Source organism: Mucilaginibacter sp. Mucisp86, from assembly GCF_047324315.1.
In the GTDB taxonomy this organism is placed as follows: Bacteria; Bacteroidota; Bacteroidia; order Sphingobacteriales; family Sphingobacteriaceae; genus Mucilaginibacter.
In genome coordinates this window covers 6,120,146-6,135,275 of the sequence record NZ_CP168503.1, presented here as the reverse complement: position 1 = coordinate 6,135,275, position 15,130 = coordinate 6,120,146, and the positions used below count along the sequence as shown (strand labels likewise).

At 40.1% G+C, this 15,130-nt stretch carries 13 protein-coding genes and 1 other RNA gene; 12 read left to right on the top strand and 2 right to left on the bottom strand.

Features of this window, described 5'->3' with window-relative positions; all coding sequences use genetic code 11:
• Positions 1 to 18 precede the first annotated feature (18 nt).
• The 3 genes from ACEN9X_RS25570 to ACEN9X_RS25560 all read left to right on the top strand — a co-directional run bounded on the left by ACEN9X_RS25570 (position 19) and on the right by ACEN9X_RS25560 (position 5,622).
• Positions 19 to 1,200, top strand: a complete 1,182-nt coding sequence (locus tag ACEN9X_RS25570) for an acyl-CoA dehydrogenase family protein (RefSeq protein ID WP_413667823.1) — start codon at positions 19 to 21, stop codon at positions 1,198 to 1,200.
• A 145-nt stretch (positions 1,201 to 1,345) separates the two neighbouring features.
• On the top strand, positions 1,346 to 3,400 hold the full coding sequence (locus ACEN9X_RS25565; protein ID WP_413667822.1) for an ATP-binding protein: 2,055 nt from the start codon (positions 1,346 to 1,348) through the stop codon (positions 3,398 to 3,400).
• 302 nt (positions 3,401 to 3,702) lie between these two features.
• Entirely contained in the window at positions 3,703 to 5,622 is a 1,920-nt protein-coding gene (locus tag ACEN9X_RS25560) for an ATP-binding protein (protein WP_413667821.1), read from the top strand.
• A 4-nt stretch (positions 5,623 to 5,626) separates the two neighbouring features.
• Here ACEN9X_RS25560 and ACEN9X_RS25555 read toward each other — a convergent pair whose 3' ends face one another.
• Complete coding sequence (locus ACEN9X_RS25555) at positions 5,627 to 6,985, bottom strand: GH1 family beta-glucosidase (RefSeq protein ID WP_413667820.1); 1,359 nt, start codon at positions 6,983 to 6,985, stop codon at positions 5,627 to 5,629.
• Between the two features lie 299 nt (positions 6,986 to 7,284).
• Between ACEN9X_RS25555 and ACEN9X_RS25550 the strand changes: the two genes are divergently transcribed.
• From ACEN9X_RS25550 to ACEN9X_RS25510, 9 genes are all read left to right on the top strand, one after another.
• Positions 7,285 to 7,752, top strand: a complete 468-nt coding sequence (locus tag ACEN9X_RS25550) for a DinB family protein (protein WP_413667819.1) — start codon at positions 7,285 to 7,287, stop codon at positions 7,750 to 7,752.
• A 43-nt stretch (positions 7,753 to 7,795) separates the two neighbouring features.
• Positions 7,796 to 8,209, top strand: a complete 414-nt coding sequence (locus ACEN9X_RS25545) for a hypothetical protein (RefSeq protein ID WP_413667818.1) — start codon at positions 7,796 to 7,798, stop codon at positions 8,207 to 8,209.
• Entirely contained in the window at positions 8,206 to 8,853 is a 648-nt protein-coding gene (locus tag ACEN9X_RS25540) for an SCO family protein (RefSeq protein ID WP_413667817.1), read from the top strand. The genes ACEN9X_RS25545 and ACEN9X_RS25540 overlap by 4 nt, the downstream gene beginning before the upstream one ends.
• Positions 8,850 to 9,266: a c-type cytochrome gene (locus ACEN9X_RS25535; protein ID WP_413667816.1), complete on the top strand. Its 417-nt coding sequence runs from the start codon at positions 8,850 to 8,852 to the stop codon at positions 9,264 to 9,266. The genes ACEN9X_RS25540 and ACEN9X_RS25535 overlap by 4 nt, the downstream gene beginning before the upstream one ends.
• Before the next feature lie 45 nt (positions 9,267 to 9,311).
• Positions 9,312 to 9,731 (top strand): hypothetical protein, encoded by a 420-nt coding sequence (locus tag ACEN9X_RS25530; protein WP_413667815.1) that lies wholly within the window; start codon positions 9,312 to 9,314, stop codon positions 9,729 to 9,731.
• 35 nt (positions 9,732 to 9,766) lie between these two features.
• Positions 9,767 to 10,154: RNase P RNA component class A (gene rnpB, locus ACEN9X_RS25525), an RNA gene on the top strand.
• A 183-nt stretch (positions 10,155 to 10,337) separates the two neighbouring features.
• Positions 10,338 to 11,720, top strand: a complete 1,383-nt coding sequence (locus ACEN9X_RS25520) for a sigma-54-dependent transcriptional regulator (RefSeq protein WP_413667814.1) — start codon at positions 10,338 to 10,340, stop codon at positions 11,718 to 11,720.
• A gap of 98 nt (positions 11,721 to 11,818) precedes the next feature.
• The gene (locus ACEN9X_RS25515) at positions 11,819 to 12,286 is read left to right on the top strand and encodes a hypothetical protein (protein WP_413667813.1); all 468 of its coding nucleotides are present in this window, start codon (positions 11,819 to 11,821) and stop codon (positions 12,284 to 12,286) included.
• A gap of 294 nt (positions 12,287 to 12,580) precedes the next feature.
• Complete coding sequence (locus ACEN9X_RS25510; RefSeq protein ID WP_413667812.1) at positions 12,581 to 14,185, top strand: hypothetical protein; 1,605 nt, start codon at positions 12,581 to 12,583, stop codon at positions 14,183 to 14,185.
• On the opposite strand, the gene ACEN9X_RS25505 is transcribed toward ACEN9X_RS25510, so the two are convergent.
• Positions 14,182 to 15,048: a fructosamine kinase family protein gene (locus ACEN9X_RS25505; protein ID WP_413667811.1), complete on the bottom strand. Its 867-nt coding sequence runs from the start codon at positions 15,046 to 15,048 to the stop codon at positions 14,182 to 14,184. The two genes, ACEN9X_RS25510 and ACEN9X_RS25505, sit on opposite strands and share 4 nt — an antisense overlap.
• Positions 15,049 to 15,130: the final 82 nt, after the last annotated feature.

Genomic DNA, 15,130 nt, shown 5'->3' with positions numbered 1-15,130 from the left:
CTCACCAACTATAGTATTATGGCCAAAACAGATTTGTACGAAGCCCCTGATTATTACCTGTTAGATGAGTTATTAACCGACGAGCATAAGCTGATCCGATCATCAGTTCGTGACTGGGTAAAAAAGGAATTAAGCCCCATTATTGAAGATTATGCTCAAAGAGCTGAGTTTCCTTCGCAACTGTTAAAAGGCCTGGCGGAAATTGGCGCCTTTGGGCCTACCATACCAGTTGAATATGGCGGTGCAGGCCTGGATTATACTGCTTATGGTATTATTATGCAGGAATTAGAGCGCGGCGATTCGGGCATCCGCTCTACAGCCTCAGTACAAGGATCGTTGGTGATGTACCCTATTTATGCATACGGCAGCGAAGAACAGCGTAAAAAATATCTTCCTAAACTGGCAAGCGGCGAATTAATGGGATGCTTTGGTCTTACAGAGCCGGATCACGGCTCAAACCCCGGTGGCATGACCACCAATATTAAAGATGCCGGCGATCATTATATCCTTAATGGCGCTAAAATGTGGATTTCCAATTCGCCTTTCGCTGATATTGCTGTTGTTTGGGCTAAGGATGAAGCGGGTAAAATTCGCGGACTGATTGTTGAGCGTGGCATGGAAGGCTTTACCACTCCTGCTACCCATAATAAATGGTCACTACGTGCATCAGCTACGGGTGAGCTTGTATTTGATCACGTTAAAGTACCTAAAGAAAATCTGTTACCTAATGTAACCGGTATAAAGGGCCCGCTGGGCTGTTTAAACCAGGCCCGGTACGGCATTGCCTGGGGCGCGTTGGGCGCCGCTATGGATTGTTACGATACAGCCCTTCGTTATACAAAAGAACGCGAACAGTTTGGCAAGCCTATAGCCGGCTTTCAGCTTCAGCAAAAAAAACTGGCCGAAATGATAACAGAGATCACCAAAGGACAGTTATTAGTTTGGCGTTTAGGTACTCTTAAAAACGAAAACAGGGCCACCCCTGCACAAATATCGATGGCTAAACGAAACAGCGTTGAAACAGCTATTACCATAGCCCGCGAAGCAAGACAAATGCTTGGCGGCATGGGTATTACAGGCGAATACCCTATTATGCGTCATATGATGAACCTCGAATCAGTAATAACTTACGAGGGTACACATGATATCCACCTGCTTATTACCGGCATGGATGTTACCGGACTGGATGCTTTTAAATAACAGACAATCAGCGCCATTAACTTTTAGTAACATAGATGTTATTCGCACGCAAAAATATTGTTCATTATAATTATGAACATTATATTTGCTGAGTAAACACTTAATGTTGGCGCCCCCCGATAGCCCTGTTAATTTAAATAAACTATTGTTCAACCATTCTTTCTGGCTGGCTATCGTATTTTTATTGTCTTTTAATTCTTGCACAAACAACATTAACGATACCGGAGATTACTCCAAGCAATTTAGGGCAATATTTGATACCGTAAGCTTATACAATGGTGAAAAATCTCAACCCGAAAAAGGCCTTCAATATCTTGATTCAGCGTATGCAACTATAAAAAAGCCATTTGTAAGCGACAGGTTCCGTTTTTACGCTTTTCATTTTCTTTACAATTTAAAAGCGTTACATGATCCTAAAAAAGCCATGCCTTATGCAGATACGATGCGGTCAGTAGCTACTGAAAGTGTCACTGCTAATCAACACATTGCTTTAACCGCCGAGGCAGATTTTGCTACCGGAGATGCCTATTCAGACATGGTGAAGTACGATCAGGCTTACCGGTACTTTTACAAAGGCTATTCCATCGGCAAAAACGCCATTGATGATGCTATACTGGCCGAATATACCTACCGGATGGGTATGATCATGTTTAAACAGGGACATTTTAGGGAAGCCGCCAACTATTTCAAGATCAGTCACCGGCAAAGCTATGCTTATACAGATGATTTTCGTGCATTCTACCAACGCCAGGAGCTTTTGGATAATATTGGCGAGAGTTATAAAAACAGCGGCGATATTGACAGTTCAAAACTTTATTTAAACAAAGCGCTTACTTATATCAACGAAAACAATACCCGCTTTATCGAAAGAGCAAACCTGCTTGAGGTTGCCCGGGGAGTTGTTTTCGGCAACCAGGGCGACCTTGCCATGCTAACTCATGACTATAACAAGGCAAATGAGCTACTGAAGAAAAGTATTGCTATTAATTTAAGACCGGGCAATGATAACCGCGATGCCGAATTAACCGAAATAAAACTTGCCCGCTTATATTCAATCATTGATAAACCAAACGATCTTTTTGAATTATTGAAAAGTCTGCGTGCCCAGCTTGATACCATCAGGAATGACGATGCGGAAACGAACTGGAATGGTTTGATGAGCAGTTATTATCTGCAAAAAAAGGACTATCAGAATAGCCTGTTTTATTTTAAAAACTATTCGGCATTAAAAGACTCGGCAATAAAAAGAACATCATCTTTAAAACAGACAGATGTTAATCAGCAGCAAGCCAGTTTTGATAAAGAAAACCAGATAGAAGACCTTAAAGGCCATAATAAATTACAGTTGATCTATATATGCCTTGCAGTACTTTTTTCTGTAATGGCAGTGATCATTATTTTCCTTGTTTTTCGAAACCTGAGAAGGTCAAAACGGGATATCGTAGCAATAAAAAAGCTTAACGACCAGATTAAACAGCAAAAAAACGAGTTAGAAAACACCCTTGAAGAAGTAAACCAGGGCAGTAGGGAAAAGGACCGCATTTTGCGTGCCGTAGCTCATGATCTTCGTAACCCGCTTGGAGGCATTGCCTCGCTGTCGGCATCAATGGTTGAAGATGCGCAGGATGAGGAACAAACAGACCTTATCAATCTCATCAAAGAAACCTCATATAATTCCCTTGAGCTTATTAATGAAATTTTGGAGGCGGCAAACACCGCAAATGTAACTTTCAATAAAGAATGGGTTGAAATTAATAGCCTCATCAATAACAGCGTTGACCTGTTGCGTTTTAAAGCAGCCGAAAAAGACCAGGATATTATGCTTAGCTTATTGGATACCCCTACCGAGCTATTAATAAACAGGGAAAAAATATGGCGGGTTATCAGCAACCTGATCAGTAATGCCATAAAGTTTAGTCCGAGGGGCGCGGTTATTTATGTAATTGTGAACCAAAAGCACCTTGGGGTTGAAATATGTGTTAAAGACTATGGCATAGGTATCCCTGATAAACTACAGCAACAGGTGTTTAATATGTTTACCGAAGCTAAACGCCCGGGCACCGATGGTGAAAAATCGTTTGGCCTCGGGCTTTCCATATGCCGGCAAATAATTGAAAAACACAGCGGGAGGATTTGGCTAAAAAGCGACATCAATAATGGTTCGAGTTTTTACGTCTATCTTCCAGCACAGGCATCATAGTATCGCCTACTCGGGCAATCCTATTTAATTCTTAGTAATAATTAATTAAAAATATTAGCAAAGCAGCATGGTTTTTTTGATTTTTTTCATAGTTTACCCTTGTTTTATAACCAGCTCTAAACCTGCTTAATTTCATATTGATGTTCATATATAAAGGCTTTAGGCAAATATGGCTATCCGGTGACATGCGGAGATGTTTGCTTTTTGCTTTTTTTTTCCTGCTAATCGCTTCCTGCCGGCAACAGCCAAAAGGTTTTCTTTCATCCTCGGCATATAATAAAGCTGTTGATACTGCAACTATAATGTATGATAACGGTCATCATGAAGCAGCTGTTGAATATCTTGATTCGGCTTTTCGTCATTCAAGCAATCTTGGTTTTAAACAGGTATACAACTACTATTTTTTCATCTACACCTACGCTTCTCATATAAAAAGTGATCACAGGATGGCTTTGTTATATGCTGATAGCATGCTGAATATTTTCGACACACCCGAAAAAAAGCTAAAATTCACCAGCGAATACGGGCAGGCCCATCTTGCTAAAGGAGATGTGCTGTTTGATGAACACCGCTATAACGAAGCTTACGGGTACTTTTATGAAGGTAAAGTGATTGCCAATAACAACCTCGACGACTGTACGATGGGCGATTATAGCTATCGTATGGGTATGATTTTGTACAAGCAGGAACATTACAGCCGGGCAGCCGTTTATTTCAGAAAAAGCTTTGATGAAACCAGTTCATGCGAAGGAAACTTCAATTATTTTTATCGCAGGCAGGAATTACTGAACAACATAGGTTTGAGCTACAGTAAAATGTTAATGAATGATAGTGCCATGTATTTTTACAATAAAGCCCTTGATTATATTAATTATAATGTTGCGAGGTTTAAAGACAGGCCCCAGATGGGTGAAGTATCTAAGGGTGTGGTTTACGGCAATATGGCTGATATAAGCATCCGGCAAAAAGATTACAACAAGGCAAAAAAACTGCTCAAAAAAAGCATAGCCATCAATCTGCGTAAAGGGAACGATAATAATGATGCTCAATACTCTGAGATAAAACTAGCATCCGTATACGATCGTCAAAATGCCAATGATTCTTTATTGAACCTTCTCAATATTATTAAACTCCAGTTTGACAGTGTTAAAAGCCCCGAAACCAGGCAAGACTGGCACTTGCTAATGTCAAACTATTTTGAAAAGCAAAACGACCACCAGCAAGCTATGTTGCATTATAAGCAATATGACGAACTGAAGGACACTATAGCCAATGAAAATAAAAAACTGAAAGAAGCGGACGTTGCCGAGCAGGTTAAAAGCCTTGAAAAAGACAATGAGTTTAATAATCTCAAAAAAAACAATGAATTACAGCATGTTTACCTCAGGGTAACTATTGTTTTTGCCCTGATGCTCATCATTATCATTTCTCTGGTATTTTTAAACTGGCAAAAATCAAAAAAGAATGTAAAAACCCTTGGGAGTCTTAATAACCAGATAAATCATCAAAACCATCACCTTGAGAATGCGCTTAACGATTTAAAACTTAACAACCAGGAAAAAGACCGTATTTTACGCACTGTTGCTCATGATCTGCGCAATCCTATAGGAGGGATAGCTTCGCTTACGGGTGTAATGTCGGAAGAAAATTATACAGACGAACAAAAAGAACTTTTAAATATTATACGGGAAACTTCATTTAACTCCATTGAACTAATCAATGAAATACTGGAAGCTACAGAATCAGCTTCGGCTATTTTGAATAAAGAAGCAGTTGAAGTTAATACCTTATTAAGTAATAGCGTTGAATTGATGCGCTTTAAAGCTGCCGAAAAGCAGCAGATTATCAATACGTTCCTGTTAACTTCGCCGCTTGAAGTTTGCATTAGCCGTGAAAAAATATGGCGGGTAATCAGCAATCTTATTAGCAATGCTATTAAATTCAGCCCTGAAGAATCCGCTATTTTGGTTATGGCAGTTGAACTGGAAAACGAAATCCAGATTTCGGTTAAAGATCACGGTATTGGGATTCCCGAAAAACTGAGAAACCAGGTATTCAACATGTTTACAGATGCAAAACGCCCCGGAACTGCCGGTGAAAAATCATTTGGCCTTGGGCTTTCCATTTGCAAGCAAATCATTGAAGATCATAGTGGCCGCATCTGGTTCGAGAGCGACACCGAAAACGGCACATCATTTAATTTCACTTTGCCCAAAAACTAAAGGCTTATTTTAAAAAATCAGCATACCATTTGCCCGAAACTTTAACTGTACGCTGCTGTGTTGCATGATCAACATGAATCAATCCAAAACGTGGATGGTACCCCTCGGCCCATTCAAAATTATCGGTTAGGGTCCACACAAAATAACCTTCAATTTTATAGCCTTCGTTCTTTGCCTTTAATACCTGTGCTAAATTATCCTTAAGATATTTCAGCCTTTTTGGGTCGTTTACTTCACCATCAGTTACTTCATCAGGAAAAGCCGATCCGTTTTCGGTAATGATGATTTTTTTAACATTTGGATAAGCATCATATTTTTTTATCATGTGATAAATAGATGGAGGGTAAACCTCCCAGCGCATAGCAGTAAGGTCAACGCCCCTATTCTCAGCTTTGACCATGCTTGCATGAATGTAAGGGGTAAAAAATGAATATTTTACAATTTCGCGGGTATAATTCTGGATACCGATAAAATCGAAATCGAAACTCAGCTTATCCTCGTCGCCGGGGTAAAAATATTTTTTAAGGTCTTTAAGCGCAGGAAGATCCCTGATCGGATACCCCATCCCCAGCAACGGTTCAATATATAAACGGTTAATCAGCGCATCGGCACGAACGGCTGCGGCTATATCTCTTGGTTTATCTGAATAGGGCTCAATCTGTGAACAAGAAAATGTTGTACCTATTTGCGCCGTTGATGGCAACAATTTCCGCAAAACCCTTCCTCCTTCAGCTATACTCATGGTAACGTGATGTATGGCCGGCACAAAATTTTTCATACCACTACGTCCTGGCGCATGAATGCCAAAAAAATAGCCTGCCCCGGTAAATACTACAGGCTCATTCATGACCATCCAATGCTTTACCCTATCACCAAAGTTTTGAGCGCAAATAGTAGCAAATTCGCTAAACCAGCTTATTGCTTCGCGATTTGTCCAGCCGCCTTTAACCTCAAGCACATGGGGCAAGTCCCAGTGATAAACAGTTAACCAGGGCTCTACACCCTGCTTAATACAATAGTTAATTACCCGGTTGTAATAATCGATACCTGCCTGGTTGATTTTCCCGGTGCCTTCAGGTAAGATGCGAGCCCAGGATATAGAGAAGCGAAAATTGGGAATATTAAGTTCTTTGATGAGGTCGATGTCGCGCTCATATAAATTATAGAAATCGCACGCTGTTTGTGCATGATCGCCATTCAGGATCTTCCCCTTTTTTGTTGTAAAAGTATCCCATACTGATAGGCCCTTTCCATCAGCATCATGAGCACCCTCAATTTGAAAAGCAGCTGTTGAAACGCCCCACTCGAAGTCGTTACCAAAAAGATCTTTGCTTAAATGTATTTCCTGGCCAGTAAGTTCCATTAATTTGAGCTACAAAAGCCCAAAAGTGCAATTATATTTATAAATGAAGAATTATAAGTGATAACTTAATGTATGAACGATGAACGCATACTTTTAAGCATCATCCACTGACGGAAATTGATCAGCAGTTTTGAAATATTGATAATGAATTTCATGCCCTTATGTTATTTAACTATAATAATAAAGGTAACAAGCAGATGTTTGCTGAATATGACAACTATGTTATTTAATTGTTAACCAGCATTTATACTAATATACTAAATAGCTTTAATAAATTAGCCGTCGAATTTAAAAACCTTATGAAAACATACTTTTTAAAAATGTTTGGTTATAACCTATTTGCCAATCAGCAGTTGATACAAACCATGGAGGTGAACGGTTTGCCTGCTGTAACTCTTAAACTAATGGGCCATCTGCTGGCTGCCGAGCAGGTTTGGCTTGAAAGATGTAGGCTCATCCCCCCTTCTGTACCTAATACCTGGCCCGAAAATGTTACAATTGAGCAATGCAAAAAGCAAGTTCCGGAGCGTTATAACGATTGGGTAACGTTTTTAAACGAAATAAATGAGGATGAGATAAACAAGCTGATCTCCTATCATAGCTTTACCGGCGACTATTTTGAAAACCAACTGGGAGACATTGTTACGCAGGTGCTTAACCATGGTACGCACACCAGGGCACAAATAGGGCAACAGCTAAAGTTTGCAGGCGCAAAAAGTTTACCTGTTACAGACTATAGTTATTATTTAAGAGTGTTAAACAGCTAAACATTTAGCATATTTGCCAAGTTTTATCACGCTATCAAAACCCATGAAAAAACATCTATTAGCAGCCGCGGGCATTACCCTGTTATTGGGTTGCACCGATACCAAAAAACAGGAAAAAGACCTTTTAAACCAGGTAATTGCCGTACATGATAAAGTAATGGCCAATGACGAGCAATTGATGAAAAACAAAATGCTGCTCGATAGCCTGGTAAAAAACAATACCCCCAATATTAATAAAGACACTGCAAAAGTATATCTAAAACAGGTTGATGATGCAGATAGCGCTATGAGCGACTGGATGCATAAATTTGACGCAGAAAACAAGGGCAAATCGCATCAGGAAATCATGGATTATCTTGAAACTCAAAAAAAGCTCATCAGCAAAATAGATACCCAAATCAATGTAGCTGTTACTGCTTCGACTAAATACATAACCCAAATACCGGCAAAAAAATGAGGAAACTGTGGATAGGCATCGTGATTTTAATGCTTTTTAATGCCTGCAAATCAAATACTAAAACCGCCCTCCCGATATTGGGTTATAAAACACCTGTAACTAAAACTGTTAACGGAAAAACGGTAACGGATACTGAGTACGCCACTATCCCCCCCTTCAAGTTTGTTAACCAGTACGCCGATACTATCACACAAAAAAACCTTGAAGGGAAAATTTATGTGGCAGACTTCTTTTTTACCACCTGCCCTTCTATTTGTCCGGTAATGCACCGCAATATGCTCAACGTGTATAAGGAGTTTAAGGATGATGATAATTTCAGGATCATTTCGCATACTATCGATCCCAAATATGACACTGTACCTGTATTAAAACGCTATGCTGATAAATTAGGGATTAGTGGTAATACCTGGTGGTTGTTGCATGGTGAAAAAGGAGATACATATAAAATTGGTAAAAGCTACCTGCAAAGCGTATCCGAAAAAAATCCGAAAGGCGAATATATTCATGATGGTTTCTTTATTTTGATAGATAAGCAAAAACGTATTCGTGGTACTTATGAGGGAACAGACCCGGCAGAAGTAACCAAACTAATAGCTGATGTTAAAACCCTGAAGGCCGAACCAGACCAAATTGCCGCTAAATGAAGATAAAGGTAATAGGCGCTATAGCTATTTTGTTAATTGTGATTGGCGCGTCATGCCAAAGCGACGATCAAATTGAGTTTAAACGCTATTATTCTGCAGGCAGCCTTGTTTATCAGCAACACTGTCAAAATTGTCATGGCGATAAAGGTCAGGGCCTGTCATCACTTATCCCGCCATTAACGGATTCAACTTATCTAAAAAACAATAAGGCAACACTCGCTTGTTTTATCAAAAACGGCCTTAAAGGGAAAATAACCGTAGCCGGTCGTTCTTTTGATGACCAGATGCAGGCCTATGACATAGCGCCGCTTGAAATCGCCAAAGTGCTCACATATGTTACGAATTCCTTCGGTAATAAACTGGGGACTATTAGCTTGCAGCAGGTTCAGGATGATTTAAAAAACTGCAATTGACGGGTGGGAGCTTACAATAGTCTTTTACTAAAAAAACAATTTAAGATGCCTGTCTCTTCGGTGGAGATTGAAAATAGACTTGCTCAATACCCCCAGGATGAATTTGCTATAAAGAAGGTAAGCCAAAACGAATACAAATTTATATCCAATACCTCGATCGGTACGATGGTCTTGCGTTCCGGAGGTTCCGTAGAGGGAATAAAAATATATGCACTGTTTGAATCTCAAGATCATAACGTAGTTAACGTCACTTTAAAAACAAAAGTCAGGGTTGAGTTAATATTAACTTCAGGGATTATTTTACTGTTTGCCGTTAACTTTTACATGATTAACCATGAGCAATCACATTCAAACTGGACAATTATTTTTTTACCTGTTATCTTAATTTGGCTTTGGCTGATTTATAGGTTCCAGGAACAAATGCTTGCTTTAAAAGTTGAGCGCTACCTGTTATCGTTGTCATAGGCTCTATAATTCCTAATATATTCCGTAACTTTACAACCGCAAAACGTTCTATCGCTGCCAGCTTGTTTGGCGGAGGAAAGTCCGGGCAACATAGAGCATCCTGCTTCCTAACGGGAAGGCGCCGGCAGCCGGCGACAGCAAAGTGCCACAGAGAAAATACCGCCCGCTTAGGCGGGTAAGGGTGAAAACGTGAGGTAAGAGCTCACGGCATAACCGGGCGACCGGCTATGACGGTAAACCTCAGGAGTTGAAAAACCAAATAGGTCCTGAAAGCGGAGTTGCTCGCTCCCGTATCTGCCGCAAGGCAGGTCGTTAGGATGGGTGGGTTGTTTAAACCTGTTAGTGATAACAGGGCCAGATAAATGATAGAAGTTGCCCTTTAACAAGGCAAAACAGAACCCGGCTTATAGGTTTGCTGCTGTATTACCCCTTGCTGTAAAGCGAGGGGTTTTTTATTTATTTTATGTCAATTATTTTCGATAAAATTCATAATGCTGCAAACATTTACCTGCCCTAAACCTTTATAGCAAATTAAAAGTGTTTGTTTTTCTATACAAACCCATATATTAGCAAATAACAATTACTATCGGTACATAATTATAAAACATGGCTAAAATTTTAATAATTGATGATGAGCGGTCAATACGTAATACGCTTCGCGAGATTTTAGAATATGAGGATTACGAAGTTGAAGACGTAGATAACGGAGTTGACGGTCTTCAGTTGATTGAAAAAAAAGACTATGACCTGGTACTATGCGACATTAAAATGAACCGCATGGATGGCATGGAGGTACTTACCGAAGGCCTCGCCATTAAACCCGATCTTCCATTTATAATGATATCAGGCCACGGCACAGTCGAAACCGCTGTTGAGGCCAGTAAAAAAGGCGCGTTTGACTTTATTTCCAAACCGCCTGACCTAAACCGCCTGCTGATCACCGTTCGCAACGCGCTTGACAGGGGAAGTTTGGTTGTTGAAGCCAAGGTACTTAAACGTAAAGTATCAAAGGTACGCCCTATTTTAGGCGAATCGCAGGCCATTGTTAAGATCAAAGAAACTATCGACCGTGTGGCCCCTACCGATGCCCGCGTGTTGGTTACAGGTGCCAATGGTAGTGGTAAAGAACTGGTTGCGCGCTGGCTGCACGAAAAATCAAATCGCTCAAGCGCACCTATCATTGAGGTTAACTGCGCGGCCATCCCATCAGAATTGATAGAAAGCGAATTATTCGGTCATGAAAAAGGTTCGTTTACATCGGCCATTAAACAGCGCATTGGCAAATTTGAATCAGCAAATGGCGGTACGCTATTTTTAGATGAAATTGGTGATATGAGCCAGTCGGCACAAGCCAAGGTTTTACGTGCACTGCAGGAAAATAAAATAACCCGCGTAGGCGGCGAAAAGGAAATTGATGTTGATGTACGTGTAGTAGCAGCAACAAACAAGGATCTCCTTAAAGAAATTGAGGCAGGTAATTTCCGTATGGACTTGTACCACCGCTTAAGCGTTATACTGATCCATGTACCACCGCTTATTGAACGTAAAGACGATATATCGCTATTAACGCAAAGCTTTTTAGATGAAATCTGCAATGAATACGGTATGCCGGTTAAAAAGATCTCGGATGCCGCACTGGAGGCGCTTAAAGCGTTACCATGGACCGGAAATATCCGTGAGCTTCGTAATATGGTTGAGCGCTTGATTATTCTAAGCGATAAAGTTATTACAGATAATGATGTGAGGGCATTTGCAAACCCTTCAGCACCTGTTGCCATTACTGCGGGAACAGCTGCCCCTGCTCCGCAAACAGATTTTGATCAGTTCAATAACTTCCAGGAGTATAAAGACTTTGCAGAGCGTGAGTATATCAAATTTAAGCTGGAGAAAAATAACTGGAACGTTTCGAAAACTGCTGATGACATCGATATTCAACGCAGTCACCTATACAGTAAAATTGAAAAGTTTGGCCTAAAGCGCGGCGAGTAACACAAACTTTTGAAATTATTTTAAAAAGCATCGGCAAATATGATAGCCGGTGCTTTTTTTATGCTATTATTGTACATCAAATAACCTTTATTAATACCATGAGAACCTATTACTTAGCATCTTTTTTATTGCTTGCGCTTGCCTCATGCAGCAATCCGCAAAAACAAACCACAGAAACGGCCCAACCAGCGGGTAAACTTGATGGAACATGGCACCTGATATCAAGCAAAAGCATCACTAAGGGAGATACTACTGTAACCACCCCTCCAAAAGATCAGGAAATGTTTAAGATGTTTAACGCAACTAACTTTGCCTTCTTTACGCACGACCTTGTACACGGCAAAACAGCCAAACCGGTTTACTCGTCGGGTGCCGGCACCTATACCCTATCGGGCGACGATTATACCGAACACCTGGCTTACTGCGATGCACGCGATTGGGAAAACCGCGATTTTAAATTTAAACTTACGGTGAGCAATGATACATTAGTACAAAAAGGCATTGAAAAGATAGATAGCCTAAAAGTTGACCATGAGATCATTGAAACCTATGTAAGGGTAAAATAAACCTTAAAATTATATTTTTTAAAGCCCGGCGTATGCCGGTTTTTTTTGCCCTGCTTTGTTAAGTATCGCCTTACAATATTTATACCTTCACAACAGCAACAAAATCGTAACCACTACGATAAATTATTCGTTAAAACTTAAATTATCCCTGTTTATAAAAAGTCAAATTTTATTGAAAAACCTTCGCAAAAAATTAACTAAGTATGTTATACATACATAATGGAATTTATTGAAAGAAGTCTTTTTATTAACCCTGATTGTAATCATAATTTACACGCAAAACCACGCAAAGTAATGAAGCTGCTGTTTAACTACAAGATACTGTTAATGCTATCATTATTTACTTTTTCGTTCAATCGCTGTCGCCCGCAAAAAAGTTCGGAAGGCATTACAAATAATAAAACCACTCCGGTTATTTCAAATATCCCGCTTAAAAACATGTTTGGCATAAACGCTTACGAATGGAATTTTTTGCAGGATCCCGCCAATCCAAAGCTCAAAAATACCATTTATGAAACAAACATGAACCTTATCAAGTCATTCAGCGCGGTAAGGCATTATTTAGGATGGGCCCGAATGGAAAGCACTAAAGGCAACTACACTTTCAACCCAACCCATGAAGGCAGTTGGAACTATGATCTAATTTACAGCCGTTGTAAGCAGGACGGTATATTGGTTTTAGCAGATATAAAAAATTGCCCGCCATGGTTGGTTGATACCTATCCTAACAATATGCGTGATCTTGAAAATGCACCTCTTATTTATGGTTTAAATAAGGCAGATCCGGCAAGCTATATCGACCAGGCGCATATGGCGTTTCAGTTTGCAGCAAGGTATGGCTATAATACTAATATCAGCAAGTCATTAATAATGGTTGATACCAGCATACGATGGCCAAATGACCTGCCTAACCAGGTAAAAGTGGGCATGGGGTTTATTACGTACATAGAATGTGATAATGAGCGCGACAAATGGTGGAAACGGCCGTCTACCCAACAAACTGCCGAAGAATATGCCGCCAATATGTCGGCCTTTTATGATGGCGACAAGGGCAAATTAGGAAAGAATGCGGGTGTAAAAAATGCCGATCCTAACATGAAAGTTGTTATGGGGGGCTTGGCTACAGCCGACGTAGATTTTGTAAAGAAAATGGTGGAATGGTGCCGTGCTAACCGTGGTTACAGGGCAGACGGCAGCATCGACTTATGTTTTGACATTATCAACTATCACTATTACAATAATAATGGCAATATTTTGACCCATCAGCCGGCCACCTTTGGCCTGCCGCCCGAGTTGTCAATGGCGGGACAAATTGCTGATTCGTTTGTTCAATATGCAGATTCGTTTGTTAAACCTATTCCTGTATGGGTAACCGAATCAGGCTACGATATAAACGAAGGTAGCTATCAAAAGGCGCTATACGTGGGCAAAAATACCCCTAAAAACACCCAGGCCGATTGGATTCTAAGAACTTCGTTACTTTATATCAGACATGGTATACAACGTGTATTTTATTACCAGCTTTTTGACGATACCCCCAATGTTGCTGTTCAATATGCAACATCTGGTTTAGCTGAAAATGGTAAACGCCGGCCCTCCGCCGATTACATACTGCAAACATCAAAACTAATGGGTAGTTATACTTATAACAGCACCATTAATGCCGATCCTTTGGTTGATAAATATGTATCTGGTTCGCAAAATATGTACGTATTAACAATTCCCGATTTTAGAGCCCGTACAGGTGCCTATACGCTTGACCTCGGCACGCCCAAAGCCAACATTTATGCTTTAAAAACAGGCGCCGATTCTGTGATCACAACCCAAGTTAAAACGATTAAGGGGAAATTGACCGTAAACGTATCCGAGACACCAATCTTTGTACAAGGCGTAAACTAAATAAATATCGAAAGATTTTCTCTAACCTGTTTGGCGTAACTAGCTCCAAACAGGTTTACATGAACCAGCAACGGGTATAGGTTCCAAAGTTTTAGCCTCTGTTGCCAATCTGCCTGTAAAGGAAATTCGCTATTATAAGCCTCATAAAAAGCAGGATCGAAACCACCAAAAAGCGTAGTCATTGCTATATCAAACTCCCTGTTTCCATAGCTAACCGCCGGATCGATCAGGTAAGGCTTACCATCGGTATCAATCAAATAATTGCCTCCCCAAAGATCACCGTGAAGCAATGCTGGCGGTTCTTCGGTAAATAAACCTGGGAGTTTTTTATAAAGCCGATCAAACTGGTGAACGTCGTTCCTGGTAAGTTCATTCTTATCTGTCGCCATTTTAACCATGGGCTGCAATCGCTGCTCAATAAAAAAATCGCTCCACTTGGTATACCAATTATTAGTTTGAATTAGCGAACCCATATAATTATCAGTATAAAAACCAAACCTGGCATTGGTATTTTTATGCATACGGGCAAGCCCCATCCCTAACTTAGAAGATGCAAGCATGTTAGCAGAACCAATATTTATCCATTCTAATATAAGGTAGCTATCATTGCCAAACTCTCCCTGCAAAACAACCTCAGGAACTGCAATTGCATTGGCTTCGCGAATAGCATCTAATCCCTGTCGCTCTTTCGAAAACATATTGGGGTAATTATGCCTATCATTTATCTTAATAAATAAATTACCTACGGTAGTTTGCAACAGATAGGCTTGATTAATGTCGCCGCCGCTAACGACACTCACTTTTTTAACAACAGTATTCAATCTTGATTCTATATCACTTAGTATGCTTATCGGTATAGCCATTGTTGTGAAATATTATTAAATTAAACATTTCAAAATAGTTAATTTATTAGCCGGTACAAATTATCGGTTTAAAAAGCTATTT

Coding starts and splice junctions, on each gene's coding strand:
- ACEN9X_RS25560 (WP_413667821.1), top strand. CDS start 3,703: ATGTATGATAACGGTCATCATGAAGCAGCTGTTGAATATCTTGATTCG.
- ACEN9X_RS25505 (WP_413667811.1), bottom strand. CDS start 15,048: ATGGCTATACCGATAAGCATACTAAGTGATATAGAATCAAGATTGAAT.
- ACEN9X_RS25570 (WP_413667823.1), top strand. CDS start 19: ATGGCCAAAACAGATTTGTACGAAGCCCCTGATTATTACCTGTTAGAT.
- ACEN9X_RS25530 (WP_413667815.1), top strand. CDS start 9,312: ATGCCTGTCTCTTCGGTGGAGATTGAAAATAGACTTGCTCAATACCCC.
- ACEN9X_RS25545 (WP_413667818.1), top strand. CDS start 7,796: ATGAAAAAACATCTATTAGCAGCCGCGGGCATTACCCTGTTATTGGGT.
- ACEN9X_RS25540 (WP_413667817.1), top strand. CDS start 8,206: ATGAGGAAACTGTGGATAGGCATCGTGATTTTAATGCTTTTTAATGCC.
- ACEN9X_RS25535 (WP_413667816.1), top strand. CDS start 8,850: ATGAAGATAAAGGTAATAGGCGCTATAGCTATTTTGTTAATTGTGATT.
- ACEN9X_RS25520 (WP_413667814.1), top strand. CDS start 10,338: ATGGCTAAAATTTTAATAATTGATGATGAGCGGTCAATACGTAATACG.
- ACEN9X_RS25550 (WP_413667819.1), top strand. CDS start 7,285: ATGAAAACATACTTTTTAAAAATGTTTGGTTATAACCTATTTGCCAAT.
- ACEN9X_RS25555 (WP_413667820.1), bottom strand. CDS start 6,985: ATGGAACTTACTGGCCAGGAAATACATTTAAGCAAAGATCTTTTTGGT.
- ACEN9X_RS25515 (WP_413667813.1), top strand. CDS start 11,819: ATGAGAACCTATTACTTAGCATCTTTTTTATTGCTTGCGCTTGCCTCA.
- ACEN9X_RS25510 (WP_413667812.1), top strand. CDS start 12,581: ATGAAGCTGCTGTTTAACTACAAGATACTGTTAATGCTATCATTATTT.